Consider the following 18,443-nt stretch of genomic DNA (forward strand, 5'->3'; position numbering starts at 1 on the left):
GGGAACGGACCATCGCGCGGAAAGTTCTCCCGCGTCCGCCGCGTCTCGCGTTGCGTGGGCTCCCTAGCGGTTCAGGAGCTTCATCATCGCCTCGGGGTAGCGCGTCCCGGCGGCGGCGTCCTGGGGGAACACTGCTTCCAGGGCCTTCAGGTCCCCTTCCGTCAGTGAGACGTTTAGCGCCTGGAGGTTCTCCTCCAGGTACTTGCGCCGCTTGGTTCCGGGGATGGGCACCAGGTCCTCGCCCTGGGCCAGCACCCACGCCAGGGCGAGCTGGGAGGGCGTACACCCCTTCTGGGCTGCCAGGTCCTTCACCTTCTGCACCAGCTCCAGGTTTTTGTGGAAGTTCTCGCCCTGGAAGCGCGGGGAGTGTCGCCGGTAGTCATCCGGCTCGAAGTCCTCGGGCCGGGTGAAGGCGCCCGTGAGGAAGCCGCGTCCCAGCGGGCTGTAGGGCACGAAGCCGATGCCCAGGCGCCGGCAGGTGGCGAGCACGCCCTGCTCGGGATCCCGCGTCCACAGCGAGTACTCGCTCTGCAGCGCCGTGATGGGGTGGGTGCGGTGGGCACGCTCGATGATGTCTGGGGAGGCCTCGCTCAGCCCGAGGTAGCGGACCTTGCCTTCCTTCACGAGTCCAGCCATGGCGCCCACCGTCTCCTCGATGGGAACCGAGGGGTCCACCCGGTGCTGGTAGTAGAGATCAATCGTCTCCACGCCCAGCCGCCGGAGGCTGCCCTCGCAGGCCTGGCGCACGTACTCCGGCTTGCCGCTCACGCCCCGGGCGGAGGGGTCCTTCGGGTCCCTCACGATGCCGAACTTGGTGGCGAGGAACACCTGCGAGCGCTTGCCCTGGAGGGCCCGCCCGACGAGCTGCTCGTTGAGGTGGGGCCCGTAGACGTCCGCAGTGTCGAGGAAGGTGACGCCCAGCTCCAGCGCGCGGTGAATCGTGGCGAGGGATTCCGCCTCGTCGCGCCCGCTGTAGAACTCACTCATGCCCATGCAGCCCAGCCCGAGGGCGGAGACCTGCGGACCCTGCCGTCCCAGTTGTCGCAGTTTCATGCCGCGCACCCTACTGCGCGGAAGACAGGGGGGACATGCTCCCTGTCTGGCACGAGACACCCCGGGGTGAACTCAGTAGGGCCAGCACATGACCCATACCCACACGGGGGACCACACCGCGGAGGGCTGGGGAGGGCGGGGGGCCGGAGGGCTCACGGCCCGGCGCTTGCGGAACTCGTCGAGATCAATGACAGCGGATGCTGGGTTCATGGCAGACCCCCTTTCCGGGTGGAGGCCGTTGAAGGCACTCACAGGAGTTATCGGAAAGGGGGGCCTGTCAGTTGCGCGGAACTTTGTCCGCCTTAGCGGAGGGTTCCCGGTTTAGCGGGAGGCCCAGGTCGGCCCCTGGGGCCGGCGCGACGGGGCAGGCACCCACACCCACTCTTCCACCGTCTCGTAGTGGCCGGGCACCTGGCGCTGCTGGTAGTAGCCGCCCTCGCACCGCTCGCCCCGGCGGTGCCGGTGGTTCGTGCACTCGCGCTGCACCCACACCTTCTCGGTGTAGCCGGGCACCCACTTCTTCACGCTCTTGAGCTCGTAGCGGCCCTGCGCCTTCGCCGGGGGCGGGGGCTGCTGCGGCCGGCGGCCACGGAGGCTCTGGGTCTGCGTCGCGGGGCTGGCGGCGTGCTGCGAGGCCTGGGGGGCGGCGTGCGCGGCGGAGCCCAGGAAGAGGGCGCCGAGCGCCAGAAGGGAGAGTCCAGTCTTGAGAGCCATGGTGCTGTTCCTCCCTCGGGGGTGAGCTGTCCGAGTTGTACTTTCTGACGGGGCTCCCCCCTGGACATTCACGGGGGCCGGAAGGCGGGCGCTCAAAAGCGCCGGGAGGGCATGGACACGGAGGAGAACGGGGAGGCGGGCCGCGCGTGCATGGAGACGTAGGCGGCCCATCCCAGCAGGAGCACGCCGAGCAGCGTCCACAGCGCGGCCCAGGCAATGGCGGGCACCCACGTGTGTTGGGCCAGCAGCGCCGCGTCGCTCAGGGAGCGGATGGAGCTGTCCCAGAGATCGTCCCGCAGATCGAACAGCGCATAGAGCGCGGTGAAGGCCGCCAGGAAGAGGTTGAGCACATCCACCGCCCCCTGCGGCAGGAACCGCGCCGCCAGGCCCAGCACCACCGACGTGCCCACACAGAAGGCCAGGGTGAAGGGATCTCTCGCGTAGAGGACGCCCATGACGCCCAGCCACACACATGTGGCGCCCAGCACCCACCGCCGCAGCCGGAAGCGGAACGTGGCCAGCAGCAGCCCCGCGCCCACCACCGCGCTGCCCAGGTAGCCGCCGGAAAAGACGAAGATTTTCCGGAAGATGCCCGGGGGCAGGCTGGACAGGCAGGCCCCGGACTGGTCGAGCCGCAGGGTGATGTGCTCCACGGAGCCACCCACGAGCAGGGTGGCGATCGCGTGTCCGCTCTCGTGCATCATCACCACCAGCAGCTTCAGGGGAAGCAGGGCGGCCGTGTCCCAGAAGTACCACCCCCCCCCCAGGAACAGGAGGAGCAGGAGGATTCGGCCTGCGTTCAGCTTGGCGCCACTGGCAGTCTGCATGGGTCTCCTTCCCCCCCGAACACGCGGGCGGGCCCCATCTTCCGGGAAAAAACCGGAGGAACCCAGGGGTCGCCAGCGGGCGCCAGACAGGGTAGGGAGGGCCCATGAAGACGATGTGGCTGCTGCTGCTGTGGGTGGCGCTCCCGGCGTTCGCCGGCGAGGGCAAGTGGACTCCCCAACAGGTGCTGGAGCTGGATCCGGCCTGGCTCAAGGCGCAGGGGCTTCAGCTGCCCCCGGGGAGGCTGTGGGATGCCCAGCGGGGCACGGGCCTGCTGGCGGGGGCGGTGAACGTGGGCGGGTGCTCGGGGGCCTTCATCTCCTCCACGGGCCTGGTCATCACCAACCACCACTGTGTCTTCTCCATCATCCAGGAGCACAGCTCGCCCCAGCGGGATTTGATTTCCCAGGGCTTCCTGGCCGCCAATCGCGAGGCGGAGCTGCCGGGCAAGGGCGCCCGCATCCTCGTGCCCCGGGCGTTCACGGACGTGACGAAGCAGGTGCTGGCCGCGGTCCCCGCGGGGGCGGATGACCTGGCGCGCTTCAAGGCCATCGAGCGTCAGCAGAAGGAGCTGGTCGCCGCGTGCGAGAAGCGTCCGGCCACGCGCTGCCAGCTGGCGGCGTTCGACGGCGGCTCCCAGTACGTGCTGGTGGACTCGGTGGAGCTGGCGGACGTGCGGCTCGTCTATGCCCCGCCGCGCGCGGTGGGTGAGTTCGGCGGGGAGGAGGACAACTGGATGTGGCCCCGCCACACCGGGGACTTTGCCATCGTGCGCGCCTACTCCGCGCCGGATGGGGCCGCGGCGGCCTACAGCGAGACGAACGTGCCCCACCGGGCGGAGTTCTTCTTTCCGCTCGCCCCGCAGGGCGTTCAGCCCGGAGACTTCGTCATGGTGCTGGGCTACCCCGGCATCTCGTTCCGCGCCCTGCTGGCCGAGGAGATGACGGAGCGCCAGGCGCGCTTCTACCCCCGGGTCATCGACTTCTACGGCGAGGCCATCCGCATCCTCACGGAGGAGGGGGCGAAGGATGCGGCAGGGAAGATCGCCGTGGCCTCCACGCTCAAGAGCCTCCACAACCGGGCGAAGAACGCCAGCGGCCAGCTCGCCGGGCTCGCGCGGGGGCGCATCATCGAGAAGCAGCAGGAGCACGAGGCCGCCGTGGTGCGGTGGGCTCAGGCCCGTCCCGAGTATGCCGGGGCGCTGGTGGGCCGCGAGGAGCTGCGGGAGTCCCTGAAGGAGGAGGCCCGCACGTGGGAGCGCGAGTTCCTGCTCAACAACCTCCGGGCGGGGGCTCGCGGGGTGTCCATGGCCGCGACGCTGGGCCAGCTGGCGCGCGAGCGGGCGAGGCCCGACATGGAGCGCGAGCCCGAGTTCATGGAGCGGGAGCTCGTGCGGCTGAAGGACCAGTTCGAGCGCGAGCAGAAGAACCTCTTCGTTCCCGCAGAGAAGCGGCTGCTCCAGGCCTTCGTGCGCCGCGCCCAGGCACTGGGGCCCGCCGAGCGCATCGCCGCGGTGGACAAGCACTTTGGCCGCACCTTCTCGGAGAAGGCCGTGATGGCGAAGATCAACGCCCTGTACGCCACGACGAAGGTGCTCACGCTGAGCGAGCGCATGGCCATGTTCCAGGCCTCCGAAGCCCAGCTCCAGGCCCGCAAGGACGCGCTGCTCGCCTTCGGGTTGGATCTGGCCACCGAGCTGACCGCCCTGGACGCGGTGAAGGACCGCCGCGAGGGTGCCCGGCGGCGCCTGCGCCCGGAGTGGCGGCGCGCGGTGCTGGCCCACGCGGGCAAGCCCGTGGCCCCGGATGCCAACGGCACCCTGCGCGTCACCTTCGCCAAGGTGGAGGGCTACTCGCCGCGTGACGGCGTCTTCTACACGCCCCAGACGACGCTCTCCGGCGTGCTCGCCAAGCACACGGACGCCGAGCCCTTCGACGTGCCGGACAAGGTGCTCGCCACGGCCCGGGAGAAGCGCTTCGGGCCCTGGGCGGACGCGGCGCTCAAGGACGTGCCGGTGGACTTCCTGTCGTCCGCGGACACCACGGGCGGCAACTCCGGCAGCCCCACCGTGAACGGCAAGGGCGAGCTGGTGGGCGTGAACTTCGATCGCGTCTGGGAGAACGTGGCCAATGACTTCGGCTACAACCCGGACGTGGCGCGCAACGTGAACGTGGATGTCCGCTACGTGCTGTGGATGTTGGACCAGGTGGAGAACGCGGACGGGCTGCTGCGGGAGCTGGGCGTCCGCAAGGGGCCTTCCATGCCGGGGGAGAAGCGCTGATGCCTGATGACTCGCCCACCGCGCTGCCCGTCTTCCAGCCGGAAGAGCGGGTCTGTGGCAACTGCAAGCTGTGGAGCGCTCACTCGACGGACCACCGCGGGTGGGTGGGGCCCTGCCGCATCTACCCGGGGCGCGGGCTGTTTCCGCCCTCGGCGCCCATCTGTGGGGATGCGTTCGCGCCCAAGAGCGGGGTGAGCGCCCAGGCGCCGGTGGCCTCCTCGTCCCGGGCGCGGGCCGCGCGCACCGTGGCCCCCGTGGTGCGGCGCAAGAGAGAGCCCAATGAGCTCGTCGAACTGGGAGACCTGAACATGACGCGTGAAGAGCTGATGGAGATTTTCCGGGAGGCCGCGGGCGAGGGCGAGTCCCCGCCGCTCGCGGGCAAGTGGGAGGGGGGGACGATCAAGCTCGTTCCCGGCAAGCCGGAGGTGCAGGGCAAGGACCTGCCCATCGACAACCTCTTCCACAAGGTGGTGATGGTGCGCGACCGGCTCCGCACGCTGGAGCAGAAGCTCAACGCCCACCCGAAGCTGACGGACGCCGAGAAGGTGGAGATGCAGTCCTACATCACCCGCGTCTACGGCTCCCTCACGAGCTTCAATCTCCTCTTCCGGGAGAAGAATGATCAGTTCGTGGGCCAGAAGGGGGACGAGTAGCCTCGCTCAGTACCGGTCGTCGCGGGCCTGGCGCCGGTCCTCGCGAGACTCCCGGCGGTCCTCGCGGATCTCCTGCCGGTTCTGGGCCTGCTCGGCGCGCGCCATCTGGAGAAGCTCCATCATCAACGCGCGCTTGTGGTGCAGGCTGTTGCGGTCCATGCGGCCATGGAGGTCCTCCAGCTCGCGCTGGATGACGCGGGTCCGCTTCAGGGACTCGGCCTCCACGCGCACATCGCGCACGTCGTCGCGGCGGTCGCGCTGGGCGTCCCGGAACTCTCTCCGGCCGTGCGCGTCGTGCGTTTCATGGTGGTCCCGCCGCACTTCCGACTGGGCGTCGGAAAGCTCATACCGGGTCTCCTTCAGCTCCAGGGCCACATAGGCCCGCAGGTCCGCGTCCACCTGCCGCAGGGCGTCCCGGTGACGGTGAGAGGCGGCCGTGTCGAAGCGGGTAACCAGGTTCTCAAGCCGCTTCAAGTCCCACCGGTCATCGCGCTGCTCCTGGCGGTTTTGCTGGGCCTCCTGGTGGTTCTCGTGCCGCTCCCGCCGGTCATGGGGGCCGGCGAGCGCCAGGGAGGGGAGAGCGAAAGCCATCGTTGCCAGCAGCCACTTCGACATGGGGAGAACTCCTGAGTGTTGCGTTCTGCCTTCAGGACGCGTCAGGCCCGGGAAGATTCATCGCCCGGGTACAAGCGTCTTTCCTAGGGAACCGTAGGGCTTGGACCGGGGGGCGGTGGAGCGGCCAGGGTCCGTGCCTGGGAGAGGGCGGCATCCGCCGGCTTCACGTTGCCCAGGGCTCGCTCCCGCGCCGCGAGTGCCTTCCACAGGGGCACCGAGCCGGGGTGCAGCCGCACGGAGAGCCGCAGCAGCTCCGCCGCCAGGGGGCTCCGGTTCGCCCGGGCCAGGAGCTTCTCGGCGGAGAGCTGCTCGGGCCCCAGGGGCCGTGCCAGGGCCCGCCGGTACAGCAGCTCCGCGGCCTCGGCATCTCCCCGCCGGAGGAGGTCCTCGGCGCGGGCCTGCAGGACGGCGATGCTCCCGGGGTGGGTTTGCCAGGCCCACTCAAGCAGCAGCGCCGCTTGCGCGGCGGAAGTGCCCGGGGCCTGGGCGAGCGCCAGGGCCTCCTCGGAGAAGTCCGGGTGCAGGGGGGCGCCGCTGAAGGCATGCTGGAGGGATTCGAGTGCCCCGGGCAGCTCGGGCCCCGCGCGCAGCGTCCGCGTGCGGACGGCCTCGGCGTTGGCGGTCTTCCAGGGGCCCGCGAGCCGGGCGATGTCCGCCCGCAGCGCCGGGGTGAATTGGAGGGCTTCGGCGCACGGGGTTTGCTCGCACACGCGCAGGTAGTCCTCGAAGAAGCGCAGGGCCCCCTCGGCGGGATAGGCCGCCAGGGCCTCGGGGCCGAGCGCGGCGGTGAGCTGCTCCGCCATGTGGACGCCCACGCGGATGAACAGCCGCCCCGCCCGGGGCTGGTGCGCTTGCTTCAGCGTCTTCAGCGCGGCGTGGGGATCCGCGGTGAGGCTCTCCCGGGACAGCAGCGCGGACACCTCGGCGAACGCGGCCTGCACATCCCCTGGCTCGGGCGGGGCCGCGAAGCCCGCGCGGTGGAAGGTCTCAAAGGCCCGGCCGTAGGTGAAGATGCGGTAGAGCCCCTCGTGGAGCCCCTCGTCCACGGGGTCCTCGGCGGAGATGGGCCGCCGCCGCGAGCCGCCCTCCAGAAACTGCGCGGCGATGGCGCTGGCGAGCTCCTTGAGCAGCTCCCCCTGGTCCTCCACGTTCGCGGACAACGCGATGGCCAGGCGCTCCGCGGGAATGAGCATCAGGAACGTGCTCGTCTCGGGCTGGCCGCCCGCGTGCGCCACCACGTAGTGCCCGCGCACGGGGTAGGTGGCCCAGCCCATCCCGTAGTCGGTCAGCCGCCCGTCCCGCGTCTCCATGGAGACCTGCATCCGGCGCGTCGTCTCGGGTTGCACGAGCGTGCTGGCCATGGCCGCCCGGCCAAAGGCGAGCAGGTCCACGACCGTGGAGCGGGCCCCTCCGCCGGCGAAGCGGGACGAGACATCCAGCCGGGCGGAGCGCTGCAAGGAGCCGTTCACCCGGCGGTAGCCCACGGCGTGGTGGCTGTCCCGGGTGCGGACGTCATCCAGCGCCGTGTTCGTCATTCCCGCCGGGGCGAAGATCTTCTCCTGAAGGTATTTCCCGTAGGGCATGCCCGAGGCGTTTTCGATCAGCGCGCCCAGCAGGTTGAAGCCGTAGGAGGTGTAGACGAACTCCGTGCCGGGCTCGGCGGCGAGCGGCCAGTCCTTGAAGAGCGCGAGCGCCTCGGTGGTGTTCATCCGCTGGGTGATGTGGTTCTCCCGGGCCGGATCCCGGTAGTGGCTCACCCCGCCCAGGTGCCCGAGGAGCTGGCGCACCGTGACGGGCCAGGCCTTGGCGGGAAACTCGGGCACCCAGCGCTGGATGTCATCGTCCAGGCCCACGGTGCCCGCCTCCACGAGCTGCATCACGGCCATGGCGGTGAAGGACTTGGAGATGGAGGCCGTGCGGTACGTCGTCCTCGGCGTGGCCGGGCGCCGCTGGGCGATGTCCCGGAGGCCATAGCCCGCCGTCCAGGCCTGGTCCCCCCGGGCCACGCCCACCGAGAGTCCCGCCAGAAGCCGGCCCTTGAGCTGCTCGCGCAGGAGGGCATCCAGCGCCTGGATCTGCCCGGCCGGCAGCGCCTCGGTGCCAGGGGGCAGCAGCGCGGGCGCGGGGCGGCTCCGGACGGGGGCCTCGGGCCGCGGGGCCGCCGAGGCACTGCCCACCAGCAGCGCCACCCAGAGAACCCAGCCCGTGCGGTGGCGTCGGCGCGGTCCGCTCATGGGGCCTGCCAGGCGGTGGCCAGGGTGTCATACCGGACGAGCTCCGCCAGGAGCCAGGCGCCGACCACGCTGCCACGCTGGAACGGATCCTGAAACCCTCCGGGAAACGGCGGCGGCGTCACGGGAAGGCAGCCGCTGCCGTCGGCCGCCACGCCCAGGAGGGGCACGAGCGTCGCGCACCGCAGGGACGAGGGCTCCGCCAGGGAGAGCGACGCGGAGGCGTCCCGGGTGCGCGCGGTGTCGAGCACGCGCCGCACGCCGTCCGCCCAGGGGCCTTCCGGCGCACCGGGCAGCAGCGCCACGCGCCGCGCCTGGCGCGAAGGGTGGGGCGCGTGGGACAGCAGCTCCACGCCCAGCAGCGTCGTCCACGCCCGCGCCAGCGCGGCGGAGGGCTCGGTGCGGGGGGTGTCCTCCCAGCTGCGCAGGAGCCCCCGGCTCAGCAGGGCCCCCAGCACATCCAGTCCACGCCCCTTGGGGTGCACCAGGTCGTCGTGCATGAAGCCCCGGGTGTGGAAGCGCTGGATGGCGCCCGTGCCGCCCATGGCCGAGAACATGTCGAAGAAGGCGCACCCCTCCTCCAGGGCAATCTCCCGCTCCATGCTGATGACCTCCTCCAGGTGCTCGCGCTGCTGGAAGGGCTTGGCGGCCCCGGGGCCCAGGACGGCATCCACCGGCCCCACCACCAGGCACGCCGCCTCGGGCGTGGCGCGCGTCACCCGCTGGAGGAACCGGCGCAGGTCCCGCTCCACCTGGCTGGACGTGGAGCGCTTCCACTGGAGGCGCTTCACCTCGTTGCCCCCCAGCATGACGAGGACCAGCGAGGGCGCACGCGCGCGGAGCTGATCGGCCACCATGGCCTCGTCCGCCCTGAGAAAGAGGCTCGCGTCCGCGGACGGAACGCCCAGCGTGTCCAGGACGATGCCCGGGCCGGGCTTGTCGAGCGCCAGCCCCTGGAGGGCCGTTCCCCTCTGCGGGGCGATGAGCTCCAGTGTCTTGGCGCCCGGTGGCAGCGTGAAGTCCTCCTGCTGGTGCTCGCCCCCGTTCTGGGGCTGCGTCTGGAGCAGGGGATGGCCGTCGACGCGCAGCTCCAAGGGGCCGGAGTCCTGGTCCAGCCAGAACAGCGTGCCCTGGCGCTCTCCGGAGAGGCTGAAGCGGGAGCGCGCGCGGGGCTGGCTGGAGACGTGCACCACGCCCGAGAGGCCGATGGGCCAGGGCGAGTCCTTCAGCTCTCCCACCGTGTGCACGGACCAGCCCTCCGCGGTGCCGGTGCGCGTCCGGGGACCGTAGGGCGCGAGCCGGTCGATGAGCAGCAGGCCCCGGCCGCCATCCCCGAACCGGCGCACGAACTGCTCGCGGACGATGTCGACGATCCGGTCTCCGGCGATCAACGAGTTGCCAAAGGCCGCGATCCGCACGGGCGAGGACGCCTGGCCCGAGCGCAGGCCATCCAGCGCAGAGAAGAGCGGCTCGAGCACCGTCCGGGTGCAGAACGGCCCGGTGCGCTCCACGCACGGGTTCTCGATGCTCGCGCCAGGGGCCTGGAGCGAGGCGGCCAGCTCCAGCAGGGACTGCTCCTCCGGGGAGCGCTCCGTCAGCCGCCGGGAGTCCGCGGGCGCCAGCGCGCGCGCGATGACCTGGGCCGCGGCGAGCCGGGCCTGACGGCTTTCCCGCGAAGGGGCCCCTGCCGCCGCAGGGCGTTCACCGGCCGCGGGAGGGGGGCTGTCCACGGGCGGCGCGGGGTGAAAGGCCATCAGGCCCCCCACGGCCGCGAACGAGGCGAGGATGGTGGTGATTGCGCGTCCCCTGAGCAGCAGATGCCTCGGGGAGGGTCCCTTCCGGTGCGGCGCGTCCATTCGCCCCGGAGTCTAGCCAGATGGGCCTTCAGGTCCACCCAGGGGCATGCCTGCCCGGATGCTTCCTCCCGCTACAGCCCCTCCAGCAGCCCCATTCGATCCTTGAGCCGGAGGACACGCCGCACCGCGGTATCAAGGCGCTCCCGGTTCTCGGGGCTCGCCTCGGCCAGCGCCGTGAGGATGCCGAAGTAGTCCAGGCCCTGGGCCCAGTCGGGCGGCGCGGTCGTCAGGATGAGATCATTTCCCGCCAGGAACGCCTGCCGCAGCACCTCCGCCGGCTCGGCGCCGATCTGATCGGCCAGGGCGCGGATGGCCACGTCGTCCGTCACGCTGAGCCCTCCGAGCTCGTGGGCCAGGGCGACCAGGGCTGGCTCCAGGATGGCGGGCTTGGGGCCGAACCGCGAGTAGGCGATGTTCGAGAGCATCACCCCGCCGAGGAACCGGTCCGCTGCCCGGAATGCGCTGGCCTCCCGGCGCACGCGCGCCTCGTCCCAGTCGACGGTGGCGCGCTCATGATCCGAGTCCGCGTCCAGATCCCCGTAGCCCGGGAAGTGCTTGCCGATGGCCACCACCCCTGCCTGGGCCAGGCCCCGCGCGAACGCGGTGGCCTTCTTCTTCACCACCTCGGGGTCTCCCGAGAAGGCACGCCCATTGCGGAACATGTGCCCCCGGGGGGCCACGTCGAACACGGGGGCCAGGTTCATGTTGAGCCCCACCTCGCGCATGGTCCGGCCCACCTTCAGGCCCCAGGCTTCCACCTCGCTGTCCTCCAGCGCGGCCATCTCCCGGGCGAGCGGAAGCCCCTTGAGGGCCGGGTGCCGCTCCAGCCGGTTGAAGCCGCCGCCCTCGATGTCCACCGCGAAGAAGGGGGGCACCCGGGCGCGCTCGCGGCTCGACTGGATGCGGGCCTTCGCCGCATCGAGCTTCTTCAAGGTGCCGCCCACGAACAGCACCCCGCCTACCTCCACCGGGCTCTCTTTGTTCAGCTGGGGGTAGGCAAGCAGCAACTGTCCCACCTTCTCACGCGGGGACAGGGAGGCCAGGACGCGCTCCACGCGCGCCTCATCCGGCTTCCGGTGGCTGAAGGCCTGCGGCTTGCGGGCTTGTGCGGCGGCTTGCCCAGGTGGCAGCAACGCGAGCGCGAGAAGGACGAGGGTGGACGAGAGCACGGCGCGCATGAGCACAGTCTCGCCCTCAAAACACCGCTTTACGACGTGATTTCTCTGGTGCAGTATTTCCAGTGAAGCCAGCAATACGAGTATTGCTGGAAAATTATAAAGGAGCAAACCATGGTGCGGATGAATCGTTCGGGAATCGTGCTGGTGGGGCTGGCGCTGCTGGCCGGATGTGGTGCCGAGGAGCGCGTCGAGGTCACGCCGGACGGCGTGGTGGGCGAGGGCGTGGCGATGGAGACGGTGGAGGCCGTAGGCGGGGAGTACACGGCCCAGGCCTACTGTGACGACGTCACCACGTGGGATGCGAACTGGGCCTCGTTCGAGACCCAGGTGCTGAATCTGGTGAACCAGCGGCGCGCGGCGGGAGCGACCTGTGGGGGCGTGAACAAGCCCGCGGTCCCCGCGGTCGCGCTCGACACGCGGCTGCGCTGTGCCGCGCGCAAGCACTCCAAGGACATGGCGGTGAACAACTTCTTCAGCCACACGGGCACGGGCAACACCTCGCCCTGGGACCGTATGAAGTCGGCGGGCTACACCTACACCGCGGCGGGCGAGAACATCGCCGCCAACCAGGCCACGGCCGAAGCCGTGATGGCAAGCTGGATGAGCAGCACCGGCCACTGCAACAACATCATGAACGGCAGCTTCAAGAAGCTGGGCGTGGGCTACTACTACCGCGCTTCTGGCGCGTCCTATAAGCAGTACTGGACGCAGGACTTCGGCGCCCCGTAGTCCGCAGGTGGCTGGGGGCAGCACCTGCCGCCCCCAGTCCCGGAGCCGCTTCAAGGTCTTACGACTTGAGCAGGCCCTCGGCCTCCAGCGTCGCCCTGACGGCGGGCCGGGCGCTGATGCGCTCGTGGAAGGCCTTCAGCGAGGGCCACTGGGCGATGTCCGGGCCCATGTTCTTGGCCCAGTTGAGGATCACGAACAGGTAGGTGTCCGCCCCGGTGAGGTGCTCGCCCAGCAGGAACTGCTTGCCCTCAAGGTGCTTGGCGACGAACTCGAAGCGCTTGCTCAGCTTGTCGAGCGCGGCCTGCTTCGCCTCGGGGGTGATGGCCGGGTTGAACATCGGGCTGAAGGTCTTGTGCAGCTCGGTGCCGATGAAGTGCAGCCACTCCTGCAGCTGGGCGCGCTCGAACGAGCCCGCCTGGGGCGCCAGCTTCGTCTCCGGCTTCTGGTCGGCGATGTACTGGACGATGGCCGGGCCCTCGGTGAGCACCTGGCCGTTGTCCAGCTGCAGCGCGGGCACGTACCCCTTCGGGTTGATGCTGTAGTAGTCCGCGCCCTTCTCGGTCTTGTGCGAGCGCAGGTCCACCTTCTCCAGCTCGAACTTCAGACCCGACTCGCGCAGCACGATGTGGGGCGACTGCGAGCAGGCACCTGGGGTGTAGTAGAGCTTCATGTTCGGCGGTCTCCTGGACAGCGGGAAGGGCCGCTGCATACAGGAGCCTGGGCAAGCTCCGGAAGCCCCTTACGGCCGTTGGTCTCGCGCCGCCAACACTTCCAGCGTCCGCACCCGCCCCCGGTGGAGCGCGCTCTTCACGGTCCCCTCGGGCACGTGCAGCACCTGGGCGATCTCCGGGTAGCTGAAGCCGCGCACCTCCCGCAGCCACAGCACCTGGCGCTGCAGCTCGTTGGCTTCCTTCAAGGCCTCGCCAAAGTGCCGCTGCATCTCCTGGCCCACCGCCTGGGCCTCGGGCGAGGCGGGCTCCTGCGGCTCGTGGCTCAGGCGCTCCCGGCGCTTGCGTGCCCGGAGCCAGTTGATGCTGCTGTTGACCATGACGCGGTGCAGCCAGGTGGTCCACGCGGCCCGGCCCTGGAAGTTCTCGGGCTGGCGGGCCAGACGGGCGAACACATCCTGGACGACATCCTCCGCGTCGTCCGAGTCCCCCACGATGCGCCGCGCGATGGCCAGCGCCCGGGTGCGATGCATGCGGTAGATCTGCGTGACTGCGGGTAAACCCACGACACCGGCGGCCATGACTGCCTCCTGAAACCCCCCGCATAAGGGGGCTTCTGGAGATGTAACGCGCGAGCCGGGGAAACGTTTTGTCCCTGCCCAGGGCCGGGCCATGTCGGAGGAAGGACTACTCCGGATCCTCCTTGGTCGTCAGGCCCCAGTCCTTCAGGCGCTTGAAGAGGGTGGAGCGCGCCAGGCCCAGCTCCTTGCCCACCTTCTCGCGGTTGCCGCCGTGGCGGCGCAGGGAGCCTTCGATGATCTGGCGCTCCAGCCGCGTCATCATCTGCTCCAGCGTCATGCCCGGGGGCAGCTCGGGGGGGACGGGCAGGGCGGACAGGGCGGACTCGCGCCCGAACTCGGCATCGAAGGAGATGTCCTCCCCATCGATCTTCGCCCCCTTGCGCAGCAGCAGCGCACGGTGCACCACGTTGCGCAGCTCGCGCACGTTGCCCGGCCAGGGGTGCTGCTGAAGCCGCTCCAGCGCGGCCGGGGTGAGCTTCACCGTCTGGCCGCGCGGGGCATAGGTGCGCACGAAGTGCTCGGCCAGCGGGGCGATGTCCCCCCGCCGGTTGCGCAGGGGCGGCAGCACGAGCGGAATGACGCACAGCCGGTAGTACAGGTCCTCCCGGAACCTCCCCTCGCGCGCGGCGGCCAGCAAGTCCCGGTTGGTGGCCGCCACCACGCGCACGTCCACGTGCAGGGGGCGGCTGGCGCCCACGCGTTTGATCTCCCCACTCTCCAGGGCGCGGAGCAGCTTGGCCTGCAAGTCCAGCGGCAGCTCGCCCACCTCGTCCAGGAAGAGCGTGCCCCCGTGGGCCTCCTCGAAGGCGCCCTTGCGCGCGCCCTGGGCGCCGGTGAACGCCCCCTTCTCATGGCCGAACAGCTCGCTCTCGATGAGCTCCCGCGAGATGGCCGCGCAGTTGAGGGGCACCAGGGGTTGATCCGCGCGCGTGGAGCAGGTGTGCAGCGCGCGCGCCACCAGCTCCTTGCCGGTGCCGGACTCGCCGAGGATGGTCACCGCGGCGGAGGAGGGGGCCACGCGCTCGACGAGATCCATGAGCTGGCGCATGGAGGGCTCATTGCCCACCAGGCCATGCAGCGCCGTGCCACCTTGCGGAGCGCTCCGGGGCTCCAGGAACAGCTCCGTCTCCCCGATGCGCAGGGCGGTGTGGAGCGCCACCTCCACCTCGAAGATGCGGGTGGTGCCCAGGAACGTGCCGTTCGTGGAGTTCAGGTCCACCACGTGGAAGAACCCCTCGCGCTGCGTCACCTTGAGGTGCCGGCCGGAGATGAAGCGGTCCTGCACGACGACGTCGCAGCCCGGGTCCTTGCCGAGGGTGAAGCTGTCGCGGCGCGGCTCGTGGATGAACTCGGTGGCGCCCTGCTTCACCCGGAGCCGCACCGGCTGGCCGGGCTCGGCGAGGCGGCTGGGGCCCTGCAGGGCGGTGCTGCTGCTCACCCCCGTGGGGGCCTCCTCCTGGCCGCCGCCGCGCTGGCGGAACACCGCACGCCACTGGCCCAGGGTGATGTCCTCCCCGTCGGCCAGCTCGCCGCGCTGCATGGGCTTGCCGGACACCAGCGTGCCGCGGCCCGAGAGGTCCTCCAGCACGCAGCGCGTGCCGTCATGCTGGAGCGCCACGTGCCGGCGGCTGATGTCCGGATCCGGCAGGACGACGTCGCTCTGCTCCCCCCGCCCGAGCACCACGCGCTCGTGCGACAGCCCCACCCGGAGCACCTCCTCACCACGACGAAAGAACACCAGCTCCGGCATGCCGGCCTCCAGAAGCGCCACCGCCGGGGGGCTTTACACGACGCGGCCCGGTCTTTTCAACCTACTGGGTGGGGAGGGGGCGGTGCACCGGCCCAGGTAGGATGGCGGGTGCCGGGAGGGCGCCCCTACCGCTTGGGCAGGAACGACAGCTTGCCCATCGAGCCGCTCAGCCGGGCCGCGCGGAACTTCGGATCATCCTTGTCGGGGGGCAGGAACGAGAGCCCCGCGCCCGCGACGCCCAGGTTCTTCACCAACTCCGGCTCGACGCGCAGCTTCACGTCCAGCGCCGGCTCGGTGTACTGGAGCCGCGGCTTGAGCCGCAGCGTGCCCGTGGCCTGGAGCTCCACCTGGTCGCTGCGCAGCTGGAGCGTGTCCACGGTGCCCTGGCCCTTCTCGAAGCGGATGACGCCCTGAAGCTCTCCCAGCGGGATGGCGGGCAGCCCTTCGGGGAACGCCAGCGCCACGGGGCTCTGTCCCACCAGCCCCACGCCCGGCACGCTGCCCTTGAGCTGCAAGGCCTGGCCGTCCAGCGCGAGCTCCCCGTCGGCCTGGGCCAGGTCCGGCTCGCCGGGCCGGCCGCCCGTGCCCACGCCCGCGGGCAGGCGCAGATCCAACGAGCCGTTCAGGCGGCCCTCCATGTCCAGGCCGGTGAAGTTCTTGAGGTTGCCCTGGGACGGGTCCAGCCCCGACAGGCGCACCTTCACCCGCCGCTCGGACCTGCCGCCCACGGAGCCGCTCACCGTGCCGCCCATCACCTGGGCGTGGAAGGCCACGCCGGGGGGAAACAGGGTGGGGCGCGCGAAGACGGAGTCGATGAGGATGGGCTCGCCCAGCTCCGCGGGCGCCAGCAGCCGCGCCGCGTCCGCATCCCCGCTGGTGAGCGCCGCCACCGTCTCCGGGCTGAGCGCGCCGGGCGGCACGCTCAGGCGCACGTCCCGGGCCGTCAGCCCCACGAGCCCTGGCCGCAGCGAGCCGATGCGCAGCGCGTAGCCCGCGCGAAGCGCCTCGGTGGCCGCACGGGCGCGCAGCGCGCTGTACGGGAAGGTGAGCAAAAAGCACAGCACCAGGGCCAGCACCGTGAAGGCGCTGTAGCCCAGGACAATCTTCCAGCGGGCGGTTTTTTCGGTGGCCATGGGTTCGCGGGGGGCTCGTTACGGCTTGAGCTTGTAGGTGGAGACGGTGGTCCAGGCCGTGAGGGACTCGGAAGCGGGGCGGGGCTCGACGCGCAGGTACTTCACCTTGACGATGCCGGGGCCGCTCTCCACCGAGCGCAGGAAGTCGGTCAGCTTGCGCAGGTCCACGTCCGTGAAGGTCAGCTCCATGCTGCTCTCGACGATCTTCCCATCCCCGATGCCCACCTCGCCCTTGGGCGTCATGTTGGGCACCTCGAGGCCGGAGGCGGTGGCCTTGTCGGAGATGTAGCTGAGCAGGCGCACGTCGCTGGCGGTGAGCTGCTGCTCCACCGACTTCCGTGCCTGCGTGGCCTCGTTGTAGCTGGCGGCGAGCTGCTGCACCTGCTGGAGCTTGGCCAGCTTGTCCTGGGTGCGGCGCCGGTAGCCCGAGGCGCTGGAGGAGAAGGACCACAGGGTGATGAACAAGATGAAGGCCGTCACGGCGGCGCCGGCCACCGTGACGAGCCGGCGCTCGCGGGGGCTCAGCTGGTCGAACCGGGTGCGCGCGTCGGTGAGCAGTTGGCGAAGCTTGTCCATGTCCTTAGCTCTCCACCACGGGCTGGTTGGGGCACTGCACCTGGATGTCCAGGCGGAAGGAGACCTTGGAGCCGTCGCGCGTCTTCTCCACCTTGCCCGGGTTGACTTCCTTGAAGCAGCGGTGGCCCTTGAGCGCGGTCGTCAGCGTGTCGATCTCCTTGGAACTGTCCGTCTCGCCCTGGAGGATGATGCGCTCCAGGTCGATCTGGATGCGGTCCAGCTTCACCGGCACCTCGGCGGGGATGCGCTGGGTGACTTCCGCCAGCAGGTTGACGGCCGACTGCTGGGGCAGGGCCGCGGCGGGGCTCTCCACGCCGCGCAGCAGGTTGAGCGCGCGGTCGTAGTTCGTCTCGCACGTGCCGAGGATGCGCTGGGTGGTGGCGCACAGCAGCGCGTCCACCTGGGCCTCGCGCCGCGCGAGCACCGAGTTGCGCACCACGTTGCTGGCGACGAGCAGCAGCAGGATCGTCGCGGCGAAGGAGGCCAGCAGCCCCACCTTGTCCTTCACGTAGTCGTAGTCGCCCTTGAAGGCGAACTCGCCGCGCCGCAGGTTGAAGCGGGGCGCCTTGGCGCCGGAGGCCTGGCCGCGCAGCGCCAGCGAGTACGCCTGGGCCGCCTGGGGCTGGGCCTCGGCGGGCACCGCCGAGATCGCCTCGTTGGGCAGGCTGAGCACCCGCGAGGGCATGTGCAGCTCCCGGCCGATCTGCTCGGCGAGCCCCGGCATGCGCGCGGTGCCGCCGCACAGCACCACGGCGCCCACCTGGCGCCGGCTGCGCGCCGTGAAGGACTTGAAGGTAGGGCGCAGCTCCCGGAGGATCGGCTGGAGCCCCCGGAGGAAGGCCCCGGCGGCGCGCTCGGCGTCTGGCCCGTTCGCCGCGGCCACGCTGGCCATCGCCCCGTGCACCTCTTTCCACTGGTGCGCCTCGGGCAGTGGCGTCTGGAACTCGGTGGCCAGCGCGCGGCTCAGGTCCTTGCCGCCCCCGGAGAAGGTGCGGGCGAACTCCAGCCCCACCCCCGGCCGGCCAATGGCCACCGTGGTGCGCTCGTGGCCAATGTCCACCACGGCCACCGCCTCCGCCGCGTCCAGCCCCTCGAAGGCCGCGGGGAGCTGGAGGAAGAGGTTCTGGTAGGTGATGCCCGGGTGGGTGACGATGCGCGGGGTGACGTTCAGCTCGGTGAGCGTCCCCAGCAGCGAGGACAGCTCCTCCTTGCGCACCACGCCCACCAGCACGTCGCTGGCCGCCTTGTTGTCCTTCTGGCCCGTCACCTGGTAGTCGAAGACGACGTCCGACAAGTCGAAGGGCAGCTGGCTCTCCACCTCGAAGGGCAGGGCGGCCTCGATGCGCTTCGGGTCGCCGAAGGGCAGGCTGAAGGTGTGCGTCATCAGCGCGGGGCCGGGCAGGGCGACGATGACCTGGTCGGCCTGGAGCGCGGGGTTGGCCATCAGCTCCTGCAGGGCCGCCTTCAGCGTCTCGGTCCGGTCTCCCTCCGCGCGGCGCACCTCGGCGTAGGCCTTGGTGGCGTATCCCCTCATGTTCGACTCGAACAGCACGCCCTTCACGGCGTAGCTGCCGAGGTCCAGGCCGAGAATCCGGGCCAT

17 protein-coding genes are annotated in these 18,443 nt (G+C 70.7%); 3 read left to right on the forward strand and 14 right to left on the reverse strand.

Translation table 11 applies throughout. The features are described from left to right. Window positions 1-63: 63 nt before the first annotated feature. From KY661_RS13795 to KY661_RS13810, 4 genes are all read right to left on the reverse strand, one after another. Entirely contained in the window at window positions 64-1,053 is a 990-nt protein-coding gene (locus tag KY661_RS13795) for an aldo/keto reductase (protein ID WP_225410634.1), read from the reverse strand. Window positions 1,054-1,125: 72 nt separating this feature from the next. Further along, entirely contained in the window at window positions 1,126-1,263 is a 138-nt protein-coding gene (locus KY661_RS13800) for a hypothetical protein (RefSeq protein WP_225410635.1), read from the reverse strand. A gap of 111 nt (window positions 1,264-1,374) precedes the next feature. Then, window positions 1,375-1,767: a hypothetical protein gene (locus KY661_RS13805; RefSeq protein WP_225410636.1), complete on the reverse strand. Its 393-nt coding sequence runs from the start codon at window positions 1,765-1,767 to the stop codon at window positions 1,375-1,377. Window positions 1,768-1,859: 92 nt separating this feature from the next. Then, window positions 1,860-2,594 (reverse strand): M50 family metallopeptidase, encoded by a 735-nt coding sequence (locus KY661_RS13810; RefSeq protein ID WP_225410637.1) that lies wholly within the window; start codon window positions 2,592-2,594, stop codon window positions 1,860-1,862. Between the two features lie 104 nt (window positions 2,595-2,698). Between KY661_RS13810 and KY661_RS13815 the strand changes: the two genes are divergently transcribed. Then, window positions 2,699-4,873 (forward strand): S46 family peptidase, encoded by a 2,175-nt coding sequence (locus KY661_RS13815; protein ID WP_225410638.1) that lies wholly within the window; start codon window positions 2,699-2,701, stop codon window positions 4,871-4,873. Beyond that, the gene (locus KY661_RS13820; protein ID WP_225410639.1) at window positions 4,873-5,526 is read left to right on the forward strand and encodes a high-potential iron-sulfur protein; all 654 of its coding nucleotides are present in this window, start codon (window positions 4,873-4,875) and stop codon (window positions 5,524-5,526) included. Before KY661_RS13815 ends, KY661_RS13820 begins: the two co-directional genes overlap by 1 nt. A gap of 6 nt (window positions 5,527-5,532) precedes the next feature. Here KY661_RS13820 and KY661_RS13825 read toward each other — a convergent pair whose 3' ends face one another. From KY661_RS13825 to KY661_RS13840, 4 genes are all read right to left on the reverse strand, one after another. Continuing rightward, a complete protein-coding gene (locus KY661_RS13825; RefSeq protein ID WP_225410640.1) occupies window positions 5,533-6,141 on the reverse strand; it encodes a hypothetical protein in 609 nt (202 codons plus the stop codon). A gap of 83 nt (window positions 6,142-6,224) precedes the next feature. After that, on the reverse strand, window positions 6,225-8,375 hold the full coding sequence (locus tag KY661_RS13830; protein WP_225410641.1) for a serine hydrolase domain-containing protein: 2,151 nt from the start codon (window positions 8,373-8,375) through the stop codon (window positions 6,225-6,227). Next, window positions 8,372-10,126: an SGNH/GDSL hydrolase family protein gene (locus KY661_RS13835; protein WP_225410642.1), complete on the reverse strand. Its 1,755-nt coding sequence runs from the start codon at window positions 10,124-10,126 to the stop codon at window positions 8,372-8,374. Before KY661_RS13835 ends, KY661_RS13830 begins: the two co-directional genes overlap by 4 nt. 173 nt (window positions 10,127-10,299) lie before the next feature. Further along, window positions 10,300-11,406, reverse strand: a complete 1,107-nt coding sequence (locus tag KY661_RS13840; protein ID WP_225410643.1) for a glycoside hydrolase family 3 N-terminal domain-containing protein — start codon at window positions 11,404-11,406, stop codon at window positions 10,300-10,302. A 120-nt stretch (window positions 11,407-11,526) separates the two neighbouring features. Here KY661_RS13840 and KY661_RS13845 point away from each other — a divergent pair, with 120 nt between their 5' ends. Beyond that, window positions 11,527-12,135, forward strand: a complete 609-nt coding sequence (locus KY661_RS13845) for a CAP domain-containing protein (RefSeq protein WP_225410644.1) — start codon at window positions 11,527-11,529, stop codon at window positions 12,133-12,135. Between the two features lie 58 nt (window positions 12,136-12,193). Here the strand turns inward: KY661_RS13845 and gstA are convergent, their stop codons facing one another. From gstA to pilM, 6 genes are all read right to left on the reverse strand, one after another. Continuing rightward, entirely contained in the window at window positions 12,194-12,805 is a 612-nt protein-coding gene (gene gstA, locus KY661_RS13850; protein WP_225410645.1) for a glutathione transferase GstA, read from the reverse strand. Window positions 12,806-12,874: 69 nt separating this feature from the next. Further along, window positions 12,875-13,384 (reverse strand): RNA polymerase sigma factor, encoded by a 510-nt coding sequence (locus KY661_RS13855; protein ID WP_225410646.1) that lies wholly within the window; start codon window positions 13,382-13,384, stop codon window positions 12,875-12,877. A 106-nt stretch (window positions 13,385-13,490) separates the two neighbouring features. Then, window positions 13,491-15,134, reverse strand: a complete 1,644-nt coding sequence (locus KY661_RS13860) for a sigma 54-interacting transcriptional regulator (protein WP_225410647.1) — start codon at window positions 15,132-15,134, stop codon at window positions 13,491-13,493. 125 nt (window positions 15,135-15,259) lie between these two features. After that, the gene (gene gspN, locus KY661_RS13865; protein WP_225410648.1) at window positions 15,260-16,267 is read right to left on the reverse strand and encodes a type II secretion system protein GspN; all 1,008 of its coding nucleotides are present in this window, start codon (window positions 16,265-16,267) and stop codon (window positions 15,260-15,262) included. Window positions 16,268-16,285: 18 nt separating this feature from the next. Next, on the reverse strand, window positions 16,286-16,843 hold the full coding sequence (gene gspM, locus KY661_RS13870) for a type II secretion system protein GspM (RefSeq protein WP_075010419.1): 558 nt from the start codon (window positions 16,841-16,843) through the stop codon (window positions 16,286-16,288). A gap of 4 nt (window positions 16,844-16,847) precedes the next feature. After that, complete coding sequence (pilM, locus tag KY661_RS13875; protein ID WP_225410649.1) at window positions 16,848-18,443, reverse strand: pilus assembly protein PilM; 1,596 nt, start codon at window positions 18,441-18,443, stop codon at window positions 16,848-16,850.

The sequence above is a fragment of the Allostigmatella hybrida genome, from assembly GCF_020103775.1.
Classification (GTDB): Bacteria; Myxococcota; Myxococcia; order Myxococcales; family Myxococcaceae; genus Hyalangium; species Hyalangium aurantiaca.